We start from the raw sequence: 14392 nt of genomic DNA, 5'->3' as shown, positions 1-14392 counted from the left end.
TTAAAAATTTACTTCCGTAATGATGATTCCAGGTTCATTGATTTCAATTTCTAGCACTGGAATTTCAGATTCTTGATAGTAATAGCGGGACTCAAAGCCAACAGTTAAATCAATACGCTTAAAGTCTATGTCTGCTGAAAAACTAATTGTGCAAAGCTTACTTTTTAGAACATTACCCACAAGCTGCCATTCTGCAGGTATAAGCCTAAATCTAAGCACTGCTTTTTCCCTAAAACCACTAACACTATCCCGAATCGTTAGTGTAGATGGCTTTAATTCAATAGTTCGTGAATGCGTACAACCAAAGCGGTCTTTGTAACCAGCAGTAATTTCTTGTTTATCAGTTGAAGCTACTAAGTCTTTCTTTATTGATGTTTTTAACCAATCGCCCAATAAAAAACGACTTATCCGAGGCATTTGTTCATGATTATCAAACTCAATTGTATTATGGCTCTTTACTCCACCATAATAATCAATATATTTCTGCCCAGCATTATAACTAAATGTTCCACCGTCTCGAAATATATTTTGCCCATTTAACCAAAAGTCGACGTGTAAAGCGTCACATTGGCTTGGCCTAAACTTAAATTTAGGGTAGTTAAAAAACAGTTCAGCTTGCTCAAATGCTAAATAAGCATAACCGCCATTACTAAAATCTTTATGTTTTTTTGAAGAAACAAGTGAAGTTGGTACGACTAACTCAAGCCAGTACAAAGGGAGGTTATAGCTTCCATTATTTTTATAAGCTTTCTGCTTTTTAAACAAGGCGCTAGCAAGCTGAACGCTTGGTCTAAAATCTCTATAGTCACTGTTTGACAAAGGAATTAAACGCGCACCATCATTAGCTCCTAAGTTTGGTGAATCACCACTTTCAACAATTGTAAAATAAAAAAGCCAATCAGTAGCTGCTTTTAACTTTGCATATAAACCAGCACTAAAGGGAGGTAAGCTATGCTTTTGGCGCCATACTTCAACCAAACAATAAGTATCGAGCATGACTCGATGGTAAGTCACTGAGTACTGACTAAAACTGCCATCGTCTTCTATTAACTTATCTGCCCTATTTTCAAGCCACTTTAGACCTTGTTTCTGCCATTTAATACCTTCATCATCACCATTTAGAACAAGCCATGATCCACCAATATAAAGCGCTGCAGCTTCAGAAGTACCATGATTATTATCTTGCGCAATCGCATACATAATTGTCGGTGATATTCTTTTTAAATGCGCCTTTATCAAGCTTAATAATGCGGGGGTCGTATCTTTAGTTTGTTTTAATAACAATGAAGCCAACGCTAAATGCATCACTCTTATTGATGCCTCTTGACCACATTTCCAATTAACCCCGTTATAGGTAGGATTACTTTTTATCCAGTCAATTAACCATGAATTTATTTTTCTAAAAGCACTTTCATCTCCAGTCGCTACTTGTTGAGCAAAGCAAACAACCCAATCAAAACGTGATGCTTCCCAAACGCCTTTGATATCACCTAATTGGTGACTAAAATCACCTATTAAATACCAAGGCTTATCAGAAGGCGATAACTTACTAGTTAAACAACTTTTATGCCAATTAGGGATCGCTGAATCAGCTTTTTCAACTCCAAAGTAAGCATGTTTATCGCTCCACTGGGTATTAAATTGTTTTTTTGATATTGAACCGGTGTAAGGGGTAAAAAAAACTCCAGGCTTAATTTTGCTGGTGATACTTTTTACTTTATTAACCCCAGTTTTTATACCTAACTGATACACAAACACCCGAGCTAGGTTTGGTAAACCTAATCCGAGTGCTGTTTTAACTTTGATTAAATTCATTTTTGTATGCGCAACTGCTCTGCAACATCAATGGTTATCTTAGCAACTTCAAATAACTCATCTGCCGCTATTGGTGCTGTGATGCCTTTCTTTATAGAATCAATGAAGGCTGCCGAGCAAGCTGTTTGGCCTTTATCTTGTTTCCATAAATTAAGCTTCTTAAACCCTTTCCAGCCAAAACCTTTAAGTTTTATAAAGTTATCCAACTGCAATGTTCCACCCGCTGCAAACACTTCGATTCTTTCTTTTGGAAAGCTAGCAGCACCATTTGCTAAATAATGAATAGTTCCAAATGATCCATCAGCAAAGCCAAGAATAATTGCCGCTTTATCTTCTGTTATATCAACTGCGTTGGTGTCACCCATTCTACGAGCTTGAACACTTACAATTTCACTATCAGCTAAATAACGCATTAAATCGATAAAATGACAAGCTTCTCCAATGATACGTCCGCCACCTACATTATTTTTTTGTGTCCAATGATCGGCTGGAATACTCCCAGCATTCATGGTCATAATGAATGATTTAGGCTCTTTAATCGGTGCTAACAGTTCCTTCATTTTTTGTATTTGAGGAGCAAAGCGGCGATTAAAACCAACCATCAGCTTAGGTGCTTTTTCGGCTTTGATAGCCTCATCATAAGCAATCTTAACTTCGGCTAACTCTTCATGACTTATTGCTAACGGTTTTTCTACAAATACGTTTTTGCCTGCCTTAAGCGCTTGTTGAACAAAATATGCATGGCTATTATGCTGAGTAACAATAGCAATAGTATTAATACTCGGGTTTTCGATCATAGTCTGTGTATCAGTGGTTGCCTCGGTAAAGCCTGCTTTCTCACCATGAATTACACCATTAATGCCACCAGAAGTAGAAATACTATGAAATTGCGCACCCGCTTTTTTAAAGGCTGGGATCAACATACGTGATGCATAGTTGCCAGCACCAATAAAGCCGACTATAGCATCATCGGGTTGATACTCAGGTGCTGCTTTTAAATTTATGATTCTTTCATGACGACTTGCTGAATCAGATTGAAACTGCAATAAAATACCTAAAGCACTTTTATCTGTTGTTAGTAAGTCATAAGCATCACTTGAATTCTCAAATTTAAATCGATGCGTAATTAGTGGTTTTACATCAATTTGGCCACCCGACATCATATCAAGTATTGCTTCAAAGTTACGTTGCTCGGTCCAGCGCACAAATGCTAGTGGGTAATCATTACCTTGCTCTTCGTAACTAGGGTCATAGCGGCCAGGGCCATAAGAACATGAAACCTGAAAAGTCAGCTCTTTTTCATAAAAGTCAGCACGACTTAGTTCAAGGCCAATTACCCCCACTAAAATAATACGGCCACGTTTACGACTCATTCTAGCTGCTTGAGTTACGGGGTCGTTTGATTTAGTTGAGGCTGTAATAATTACACCATCTACGCCAACCCCGCGACTAAATGCCATCCCTGCAGCGACGGGGTCTTCACCTTTACCGGGGTTGCAAATTTCTGCGCCAAACTGCTTAGCTAAATCAAGCTTTGATTGGTCAAAGTCGATTGCTAGTACGCGGCAACCTTGGGCACGTAGCATTTGTACAGTTAATAAACCAATTAGGCCAACACCTGTAACAACAAAACACTCACCCATTGTTGGGTTAGCTAACCGGATACCTTGCAAGCCTATACTGGCAACAACTGTAAATGCAGCTTCTTCATCACTAACGTTATAAGGTATTTTCGCAACTAGATTTTTAGCAACACGCACCACATCAGCATGTGGGCCATTAGATACCACTCGGTCACCAACTTTAAAACTCTCAACACCTTTTCCTGCGCTTTCAACTACACCTACATTGCAGTAACCCAACGGTAATGGCTGAGCAAGCTTTGACTTCACAGCATCAACTGTAGTCATCAAACCATCCGTTTGTACTTTTTCAAGCACCATCTTAACTTTATCAGGCTGGGCACGTGCTTTATCAATTAGGTTAGCTTTACCAAAATCAACGAGCATTCTCTCAGTACCTGCAGATATGAGCGTAGTTGTAGTGTTTATCACTACATTATTTTTTGTTGCCTGAGGAGCAGGAGCTTCAACTATAGTTGAGCCGCCTTTTGCCATATCTTGCAAAATTTGCTTCATTTTTCAGTCATTCCTTTATAGTAATCGCATAAAACAGGTATCACTTTTTCACTATGCAGTTGCTCCAAGAAGAAATTATGAGCATCATTAGTCATCTTATTAATATTATCAGGCTCCGATATGAAGTATTTTAAAGCTTTTTCAATATTACCATGATCTTCTATAAAAATAGCTTTTCCAGGAGCTAAAATATCAGGTAAAAAACCATTTTTAGTACAAACTATAGGTTTGTGGCACATCATTGCTTCATTAACAGAATTATTATGCCCTTCCCCCAAGTGCCTTGTTGGAAGACAGAATAAATGAGAAGACTTAAGGATATTTAACACTTGACTGTGCTCTTGCTTACCATGTCGAATCAAATTAATTATCAAATTTGAACTTTCGATAAATGCTTTAAACTCATCACTTTCATGACCAACAATGTTTAACTCAACTACAACATTATTCTCTCTTTGAAACTTATCTGCGCTTGATACTAAATCAAAAACCCCTTTTCCTTCATAGCAATAGCCTATAAAACAAATTTTGAGTGGTTCATTTAAGATATAAGAAGTTGAATTGAATTCAATAGGGATTTCTTTACTCGGTACAAAGTTAGGCCAATAGAAAGATTGTTTATTAAAGAATAGCTCTATAAACGGTATGTACCTTTTACCTTCACATAGTACTAAGCTAGATTTAGAAATGATAAACTTAATCATCAATTTATTAATTTTATTTGTATCATGGTACCAAGTATCAAACTGTCCCGCTTTAACTTCATACAAGTAAGGAATGTTAAAAACCACGCACATTAAACTAATAATGAATTCCCTTGGAGTGGCATTTCTATACTGAGCTAAAATATGTACTGCAGCTAATTTTTTTTTATTTTTGAAAATAGAAAACAAAAATCTTTTCATATCAATTAATAATCTAATGAAAAAAATATTAGAAACTGATTTCATTGTAGAACGTACAGTATGGAAGCAAGGTGATAGTGTAAATTCATCTGAAGTAAACTCCTCAAGATAAGTTTCCATATTTCGAGTATAACCACCGCTACCACCACCATAACTGGCATTTTTAAAGTATAGTTGAGGACCAAATAGAATAATTTCTTTTTTCATTGTTAAATAGATCTCTTTATTACGGCTGGAATGCCCGCGACGATACAGTTATCCGGTATTGATTTTGTTACAACAGAGTTAGCAGCAATAATTACATTACTGCCAATTTTAATTCCTTTTAATATTGTTACTTTGTCACCAATCCAAACATTATCCCCAATCTCAATTGAATTTGTAGTATATCCATCAAACTTAATTTCTTTATTTATTACTGTATAATCGTGGTCATGATCTAGAATACTTACAAAACGCGCAAGCATGACATTAGACCCTATTTTTATACGGTCTTTAGAAACAACCCTTGAATAGTCACCAATCGAAACATTTTCTCCAATATCTAATATACCTTCGCTAATCAGGTCTACATTTTTTCCCGTTATCAATCTTCTACCAATGCGAATATCACCTTTAAAATATAGCAAGTTACCTCGACCAATAATTCCGATCGGAGCTATTTTTTTAGAGATATAAAAAAGATATATCAAAAGAAATCTAATCACCCCTAATAGTTTATAAAAAAAACCACCCGTAGAAACTCTCATTTTATTTATTAACTCCCGCATTTAAAACAGTTTATTAAAGGTACTTACATTAAAATTAATGACATTATTTAGAGAGCAGTTCCGAATATTTTTCAAGCACTGAATCCGATTTGAAATTTTTAACTGCATAGCTTTTGGCATTTAGACATAACTTTTGATATTCAACAGAAGTGATTTTCGAAACGGTTTCTAAGCAATGTGATAACTCAATAGGCTTTTCTAAATCAACTAAAAAACCGGCTGAGGAGTCTTTTAAAATAATTTCATGATCAGAAATATTACCAAGTATCGTTGGAGTTCCTGTTGCTAGAGCTTCTGCAACTGAGTTAGACGACGATTCAAATTTAGAAGGATGAATCAGCATGAATGAATTCTCTAATACATGAGGAATATTCTCCGCAGAACCGAAGAAAACCAAATTATCAGTTAAGTCATGCTCATGTAATAACCTTTCAACTAAGTCAAATTCATTCGATTTTATAATTCGACCATACCAGTATATTTTTGGCACTGGAGACGAAAAATTTGTTTTGTATAAAACAAGTGCTTCTGCAACATATCTAAAATTTTTAAATGGCGTAGTATGCGCTACAACAGTGAATATCCGCTCCTCAATGGCTTTAGGATTGATTTCAATGTCAAAAAAAGGCTCTGGTATAGCATTGGGGATATAAACAACATTTTTGTTAACATGAACTAACTTTAATTTCTCAGATTGAACAATTGAATTTGAAGTGATGTTTTTACATACGCCATGAAATTTGTATCTTATTTTACTTAAAAAACTTGTTGGCATTAGCTCAAGAGAGGTTCTTTCGGAATAAGTAAGTGTAATTTTTTTCACATAAAATAAACTCGCTAGCTCCAAATAAAATGCAGGCGTGTTTAAAAAAACAAGAGCACTTTTATAATTGTATTTATATAATAAACCAATCAATTTAAATACCACAGAAAAACCAAATTTATTGGATTTGACTGCCTCATGAACCATGACTCGATTATCTAAGTTAGCTCTGTGATGTGTAAACTCAGGATAGTATATAAATATATGAACATCTTCACCTGCTGCAATCAATCCGTTAGCAATATTAACAATTTGCCTTTGTGCACCGCCGGAGCCAAAATGGTCGATAACCAAGAGAATAGGAATACTTTTTTTCATTATTAAACTTATTTTTTATCTAAAACAACACAACCTGGCGATAGAACTACAATAGAATTATCTGGAATATCTTGATTAACGACAGCGTTAGCGCCAATAGACACATTATTTCCTATCGTTATCTTCCCAAACACTTTTGCTCCTGGGGCAATATAAACATTATTTCCAATGACTGGAACTCCTCGTCTATCTCCTTTCCCAGAAATTCCGATTGTAACACCTTGCGATAGATTAACATTTTTACCTATCTTTGTTTGGCTAGAAACGACAATCCCTCCATGATGCCCGATATAAAGGCCTGTATCTATATTTGCAACCCGAGGTATCTCAATTCCCCACTTACTGCGCATACGATGATACTGAAAAAAATACCATGGCTCTAAAAAGATACGAATTAATATATTTTGCTTAGCAACCCATTGTCCATATCGATACGTTACGATTGCGTGACAACCAGGAGTCCTATAGCAGCCTATTATTTTCTTCAATCGACCGCCTTGAACTAACTCATAAGTACGTCGCAAGTCATCTTTGAGCATTTTTCATTCCCATTTCTTTTTGTGATAAGAAGATTAAAATTAGTAACATTATTGGATAAATAATTTTAGTGATAAATGGTTCTTTGAACTCGATTATAAATAAGGGCATAAAAAAAACGATACACAACAGTTTGTTGCCAGAGTTATCTAACTTTAAAATATTACGTACTAAGTAAAAAAAGAAACTACCGTAAAATAATATAGAAATGACTAACCCAAAACCATAATAAGTTTGAACATAGCCTATATCACTGCCAGAGGCATTTAGGCCATTAGCTTTAGCTGCCAAACCTGTGCCTATAATGGTTTTTATTTCAAGAGCAGGAATAGGCATTTTAGCTAATGCCCCAGCGGTTGCATCTTCACCCTTTAAGAAGATCGAAAAAGAACGCTCTAATGGATATGCTATCGCCTCCCAATCAACCTCTGAGCCAAGATATAAAGTAAATAAACTAATTAAAAATATAAAGACTATAAAGAGTGTGTGTTTGAAATTACTCGAAGATATTATAAAGAAAATAAAAATATAAAAAAAACTAAGAAATAAACCTAATTTACCTACCAAAATGCAAGATGCACTCATAATTAAAGATACAAACAAGTATAATATTTTTCGCCTTAACATTGTTGAACGCCAATAAAGTGCCATAGAAGCAAAAACGCCCGCTGATATGGTTAACGCTAAACTTGCACCAGATCCTGTAGAAAAACCTGGCACCCTAAATGGATCAGTGAAGGGGATGTTGCCGCCCTCAACCATAATAGTTGAAAGCCAATCTCTGTATGCAGGAAATATAAAAGAAATAAATATCATTACCGATTGTATACAACAGCAAATCATAATTACTTTTAAGAAGTGCCGTACATCATTAAAAAAAAATGATGCTGCGGCTGCCATATAAAGAGTAAAAACTAAAAACACTATTATTTTACTCAACATCCCAAAATCTGTAGGTAAAAGAATAGCTTGAAAAATAACATACAAGAAAACTGAGAATTGAAAAAAATAAAAAATTATATTTTTTTCAATATCTTTTTTAAAAAAATAAAGTAATTTTATGCCAATAGCTAAAGTACATAGTAAAAAAACGAAACGTGTAGCTGGCATCCACTCAAATTTTAAAAACTTTAATTGAAATAAATAGGAAAATGTTAAAACTAGCAATAAAGACCGAAACAAAAAGCCTTCTTGAGATGTTTTAATTGTTAGCTTTGGTAGTTTCATTGTTCATCTAACCAAGCATTAAACATTAAAATTGACCAAAGTAACGTTCCCCAGTTATTGACTTTACTTTGATGCTGTTCCCACATTTTAGTAACAAAATTGACATCAAAAATATCATCTCGCTTTAATCTTGATGGGCAAAGTAAATTGTTAGCCCAGTCATTCAAACTACCTCTTAGCCAATCATCAAGCGGAATAGCAAACCCCATTTTAGGACGCTCAATCAATTTTTTAGGTACTTTTTTGTAGAGAAGTTCTCTCAATAAGTATTTACCCTTTCCATCAAACCTATGAATATCTACAGGGATTTTTTTTGAAAATTCAACAATATTATGATCAAGTAAAGGAATGCGTCCTTCTAGGCTTGAGCCCATAAAAGCTCGATCAACTTTTACTAAAATATCATCTGGTAAATATTGCATAGAATCAGCATTCATCATGTGATTATATAAATCATACCCAGCTTGCTCATCATAGGCAGATAAAATAGGTGAAGCACCTTTTACAAGAGATTCTACATTCATAAGAGTGGATACAGAGCGCTTATAGAAAGAATTAAAATCAGCACAACCTAAATAGTCCAAACTTCTTATTAATTCATGGGTGCTTTTACCCATAGCTTTAAAGTTATGAACATTATTTAAAACATTAATATGTTTACTTGTACTATTTATTAAGCCACGGACTGGCTCTGGAATTTTGCTAACCTTATTCCAGCGCTGGTAAGTTCTTTCATAGCGGCTATAACCACAAAATAATTCATCACCACCATCACCAGATAACGCCACTGTTACTTTTTGTTTTGCTAAAGCTCCTACTATATATGTAGGTAACTGCGATGAATCTGCGAAGGGTTCATCATAAACAAGTGGGAGTTTGGGAACTACTGATAACAAATCAGACTGGTCTATATAATGCTCTGTATGATTTGTACCTAAATGGTTTGCTATTTCTTTAGCAAATTTAGCTTCATTATACTTAGGATCTTTGAAACCTATTGTGAAAGTATTAATTGGTTTAGAGGACTGAGCTTGCATATAAGAAGTAATTAAAGACGAGTCGATTCCGCCAGATAAAAACGCCCCTAAAGGCACATCTGCTTGAGATTGTTGTTTTATACTTTTATTGATTAATACATCTAGTTCACTTAATGCTAATTTTGGATCATTTATTCTGTCTTTATTTTTATATGTTTCACACACGTTTTTAAATGACCAATATGCGGCTGTTGGACTAGTTATTACTTCATTACCTCTAATATCAATAACTAAAAAGTTACCTGGCATTAATTTTTTAGTATTTTTATAAACACTAAATGGTGCAGGAATATAACCATGTCTTAAATATAACCCAATGGCATTCCTATCTAGTTCTTTATCAAAAAGAGGGTGCTGGGTTAAGCTGCCTAATTGCGAACCAAAAACAATACCACTCGGTAGAATCGAATAATAAAGAGGCTTTTCACCCATGCGATCGCGAGCTAAATATAATTGTTTATTTTCTTTATCCCATAAAGCAAAAGCAAACATGCCTGTAAACTTCTTAAGAGAGGCTTCTACTCCCCACTTTTCAATACATGCTAGTAATACTTCCGTATCAGATTCACTTTTAAACACACTTCCCAATGCTACAAGCTCTTCTTTAAGCTCTAAGAAATTATAAATCTCGCCATTAAATACAACAACAAACCGATTCGAATAGGAGTGCATAGGCTGATGACCTAGCGGAGATAGATCATGAATAGACAAACGTTGATGCCCAAAAACAACGCCATCCTCAATCCAAGTACCAGAGTCATCTGGACCACGATGATTAATTTTACTTAACATATCCCTAACTACAGATTCCGCTCCAAAATCTATAGTCTTCTTTATACTTATAAAACCGGCAAAACCACACATGTAAAAGTCTCTACTAAATTATTTTTTTATTTTTTTTATTAAATATAAAACACAAAAAATTAAAGGAAAATGCCTCGTAAAATGCAAGAATTTGTGTGACCAAGTTGCATATTTATATTCTTCAGCCGAAAGTTCAATCCACTTTTTGAAACCGAAATATTCACCAATAAAACAACAATTTAGAGATGTAGTTAGCTTTTTGTGTACTTGCGCTTTTTTTACTATTGCTTTATTTACCCCCAAGCTAAGGGCTAAATTATAGGCATCAAGATAAAAGTCTTCTATCGCTGATCTATAAACAGGATTTGATGATACACCACCACCATGTTTACGATAACAACCAAGCACTGATTTATCTAAATAAATAGGACCATTAATTGCTGTATCAATATAAACATAGAAATCTACAGCCTCAAATCCTTCAGGGTATTTTTTTCTACATTTGTATCGATACATAACACTACTATGCACAAAGTATGTCCCAAGAGATACTAATTGCTCAACGCTCGCTATTATAGGTAACTTGGGATCTGCCCCAATCACTTCTTGACTATCTATAACTTTAACAGCATGAGTTGTCATCGAAATAAAGGGTTTTTCATCAAGTAGATCAGCTTGTTTTTGGAGTTTGCCTGGCAAAAACAGATCATCACCATCACAATGACTAACATATTCACCAATAGCTAAATTATGTGCATCAAAGTAGTTGGCGCCCGCCCCTACATTTACTCTTCGTAAAACAGGTCTAACAAACGCATATTTATCAGCATACTCTTGAATGATTTCAGCCGTACGATCAGTAGAACAGTCATCACTGACAATTACTTCAAAATTAAAATTAGTACTTTGATTCACTATGCTTTCTAGGCAATCACGGATATATTTTTCTTGGTTATAAGTGACAACACAAACAGAAACTTTTATTTTACGATTTTGGGTCAAGACATTACCTTATTGAAATATTTTTCACCTAAAATCTTTCTTGCTATAGGAGAAAAGAATAAAGAAGTTAAAAAAACAGGCATACCAGTACTTATAACTACATAAAAGTTATCTAATCTAGTCACAGGTTCAAATACTATATGATGAGTAATATAACCTACACATACTGCTGGAATACACACAAGTATAACATTATTAAATAGCCACTTGAGATGTAAACCAGGTTCAATTTTATAATGAATAAATCCCACCCAAAACGTTAAAAATAAAAGGTTTATAATAACCCAAGTATAGCCTGCCCCCACTGCCCCATAATACTTAGCGGCTAGTACTATAGCTGGAAGTAAAATACCCGCAAATATAAAGTTACCATATAAATGATATTTCAAATTACCCTTTGCATATTGAAGATAATAAGGAAACGAAGTAATTATTAAAAAGCTGTTCCCTATAACATACAGACGTAATATAGGAGCTACTGCTTCAGACAAATGTTTATCTCCAGTCCATGCAAATAGCAAGCTTTCAGCACTAAAGAAGATAGTGATTGCTGCGGCACCACCAATGATTGCAACCAATTGAGTTGCGCTGTGATACACGTTTAGCATTTCAATATTTTTGTTCTGAGCAAATAATGATGTCATTCTAGGTAATACAGCATTACTAATTGGACCGCTTATTATCATAATGCCGCCAGCAACCAAAACCGCTAAAGTGAAATAACCATACTCAGCTAATGGCAATACATTTGAAAGCACCAACTTATCTGTTTGAGTAACCAATACCCAGATAGAAGCAGTAAAAGCGATAGTCATTGAAAATTTTAATACAGGTAATAGTGGCTTTAAAGACCAGCCAATTGCTTCTAGGTTAGAGTTTATAGGGGGTAATAACGTACGCGACTTGTTAAAAAGCACTGAGGTTTCTACAAACGCTATTATTAACTGATAGACAAAAAAGGTAAAAATTGTAAATCCAAATTCAAACATTACAACAAATACACCTAAAGATCTTAATGTAGCCATAACTATATTAAAGTAGCTAAGCCATACAAGGCTCTCACTCCCAGTTATCACCCCTCTGTAAAGACCACAAAGCCACCTAAATGCTACTGTAAGTGCCATTATCTTTACGGAGAAAATTACATTATTCATGTCTAGGCTATCGAAATTCAACCACCTTCTGGCAACTACTTCTGATAACAAATATAAAGAAAGCCCCCCAACTAGCGCAATAATAAAAAATATAACATTCAACGCTCTATATATTTGACGAAATCCTAAAGGTGTTGTAGCTCCTGATTTAAAACGAGCTGTTTCTCTGCTAATTGTGGGTGTTAAACCTAAGTCAAGCAAGTTAAACCAAGCTTGCAACAGTACAAAAAAGCCAACTAATCCATAGGCCTCCGCTCCCATGTACTCTATATAGTAAGGTAGTATTAATATTCCTATAGCAGTTACATATATTTGACTGACATAATTTGCTATTATATTTTTCTTCAATGACATAGTATCGCTTAATTACTTTTCTTAATTATAGCCATTGACGTCATGTTGATATATTTCCCATTTTTGTAAACTGCGTCCACTAAAGTGCCTTCTTTTTTGAAGCCTATCTTATTATATAACCCTATTGCTGCTAGATTTTTTTCTAATACAGTTAGATATACCCTATGTAAATTTAAATCTAAAAATGCATGCTCTAAAGCAAGTGTCGTAGCACGCTCTCCAACCCCTTGTCCTCTAATACTTTCATCACCTAACCAAATTGCAAACTCCGTATTACGGTTAAGCCAATCTATATTAAGCAAATAAACAGCACCTAATAACTGATTAGTTTCTTGGCAGCAGATAGCTAACCGAACGTTATTTGCCCTATTATTCTGATAATTTTCAAACCACTTTTTATCTATAGCCATATCCACATAGCGAAAATTTGCACCTAAGTAATCAACAGTTTTTTTTGTATTTCGCCATTCATTTAAAATTTCTATATCTGCTATAGATAATTCTCTTAAAAAAATCTCTTTCATCATATATCTCTTTTAATAAGCATTTTAAACTTATAGCTTGTTTCTAATTAATTTAACCAGCTGCAGTAATTTAGTTGTGCTAATACGTTCGTCAACAGGTAAAAATAAAGTGTTTTCAAACATATCTTTCCCTACACTACCGCTATGATAACTACACCAGTATCTAGGTAAATAAACAGCACTACTAACAAGTTCTTTACAAATACTAGCAACATTGAAACTAATTTTTAGTGGGTAACAAAGTGGTACATGCTCATCTACAGGAAGATTTAACTGATTTATTGATTTAAATTCATTATATAAAATTTTATAGTTACGTCGTCGTTTCTCTTTAATTGCGTTTATGTCTGCGCATTTAATTAGGTGAGCCGATATTACTGATATCTTTTTTGGTATAAAGCATTCAAGCGCCTGCTCCGCGGCTAAAAACCGCACGTACCCTGCTTGCACATCACCTGCAGCACGGAGTAACAAATGCCCAACATTTTCGCTAGCATCATATAGAGCTTCTGGCATATTAATTTTTATCTCTGTTCTCAGCAGCCCACCATCGGGGATGCCTAAAAATTTACGAGGCGAGTAAATACTTGTTGTACCTTCTATGTGCTCACTAAACAAAGCTTGTGAATTATCAACAATAAATAACTCAGGAGATACTGCAGTTAACGTTTTGATTTGCTCATTCAACAAACCAAAATAATTCACTAAAAGTATTCTACTGTTGCTTTTATTTATTTGCTTTGGACAACTTTCAGGAAGTAACTGCTCATTAACCGAATAAAACTTAACCTCAATAGTTAATGACTTAAGTGCTGGAAAAATGCTATCGCAAATATAATTTGGTACATACAGCGTTTTAATTTTCGCGGCATTTAAGTACGCGTATAAAGCTGCTCGAGCTGATTGAAATTGATAGGCATCAGCCCCTAATTGTGTATCTAAACTGATTAATGGTAATTGATTATACCCACCAATAGCCATCAG

The 14392-nt window shown here is 34.6% G+C and carries 12 protein-coding genes; all 12 read right to left on the bottom strand.

The window, feature by feature from the left end; all coding sequences use genetic code 11:
* On the bottom strand, positions 1-1815 hold the full coding sequence (locus tag ABZP26_RS02535) for an alginate lyase family protein (RefSeq protein WP_290219216.1): 1815 nt from the start codon (positions 1813-1815) through the stop codon (positions 1-3).
* A complete protein-coding gene (locus ABZP26_RS02530) occupies positions 1812-3953 on the bottom strand; it encodes a bi-domain-containing oxidoreductase (RefSeq protein WP_290187539.1) in 2142 nt (713 codons plus the stop codon). The genes ABZP26_RS02535 and ABZP26_RS02530 overlap by 4 nt, the downstream gene beginning before the upstream one ends.
* Positions 3950-5065: a glycosyltransferase family 4 protein gene (locus ABZP26_RS02525; RefSeq protein ID WP_290191841.1), complete on the bottom strand. Its 1116-nt coding sequence runs from the start codon at positions 5063-5065 to the stop codon at positions 3950-3952. The genes ABZP26_RS02530 and ABZP26_RS02525 overlap by 4 nt, the downstream gene beginning before the upstream one ends.
* A gap of 2 nt (positions 5066-5067) precedes the next feature.
* A complete protein-coding gene (locus ABZP26_RS02520; RefSeq protein WP_290191840.1) occupies positions 5068-5607 on the bottom strand; it encodes an acyltransferase in 540 nt (179 codons plus the stop codon).
* Between the two features lie 64 nt (positions 5608-5671).
* On the bottom strand, positions 5672-6769 hold the full coding sequence (locus tag ABZP26_RS02515; protein ID WP_290219213.1) for a glycosyltransferase: 1098 nt from the start codon (positions 6767-6769) through the stop codon (positions 5672-5674).
* An 8-nt stretch (positions 6770-6777) separates the two neighbouring features.
* Positions 6778-7308, bottom strand: a complete 531-nt coding sequence (locus tag ABZP26_RS02510; protein WP_290187564.1) for a serine O-acetyltransferase — start codon at positions 7306-7308, stop codon at positions 6778-6780.
* On the bottom strand, positions 7295-8533 hold the full coding sequence (locus ABZP26_RS02505) for a hypothetical protein (RefSeq protein WP_290219211.1): 1239 nt from the start codon (positions 8531-8533) through the stop codon (positions 7295-7297). The genes ABZP26_RS02510 and ABZP26_RS02505 overlap by 14 nt, the downstream gene beginning before the upstream one ends.
* Positions 8530-10434, bottom strand: coding sequence for an asparagine synthase (glutamine-hydrolyzing) (gene asnB, locus ABZP26_RS02500; protein WP_290187566.1), 1905 nt, complete (start codon positions 10432-10434; stop codon positions 8530-8532). The genes ABZP26_RS02505 and asnB overlap by 4 nt, the downstream gene beginning before the upstream one ends.
* Before the next feature lie 18 nt (positions 10435-10452).
* Positions 10453-11376, bottom strand: a complete 924-nt coding sequence (locus ABZP26_RS02495) for a glycosyltransferase (protein ID WP_290187567.1) — start codon at positions 11374-11376, stop codon at positions 10453-10455.
* Positions 11373-12884, bottom strand: a complete 1512-nt coding sequence (locus ABZP26_RS02490) for an oligosaccharide flippase family protein (protein ID WP_290187568.1) — start codon at positions 12882-12884, stop codon at positions 11373-11375. The genes ABZP26_RS02495 and ABZP26_RS02490 overlap by 4 nt, the downstream gene beginning before the upstream one ends.
* An 8-nt stretch (positions 12885-12892) precedes the next feature.
* The gene (locus ABZP26_RS02485; protein ID WP_254772070.1) at positions 12893-13411 is read right to left on the bottom strand and encodes a GNAT family N-acetyltransferase; all 519 of its coding nucleotides are present in this window, start codon (positions 13409-13411) and stop codon (positions 12893-12895) included.
* 27 nt (positions 13412-13438) lie between these two features.
* Positions 13439-14389: a hypothetical protein gene (locus tag ABZP26_RS02480; RefSeq protein ID WP_090494767.1), complete on the bottom strand. Its 951-nt coding sequence runs from the start codon at positions 14387-14389 to the stop codon at positions 13439-13441.
* Positions 14390-14392: the final 3 nt, after the last annotated feature.

Origin of the sequence: Pseudoalteromonas sp. SD03 (assembly GCF_040937955.1) — a bacterium.
GTDB classification, from domain to species: Bacteria; Pseudomonadota; Gammaproteobacteria; order Enterobacterales; family Alteromonadaceae; genus Pseudoalteromonas; species Pseudoalteromonas tetraodonis.
Note: the sequence above shows the minus strand (reverse complement) of the source record. Positions and strands in the feature narration are given on the sequence as shown.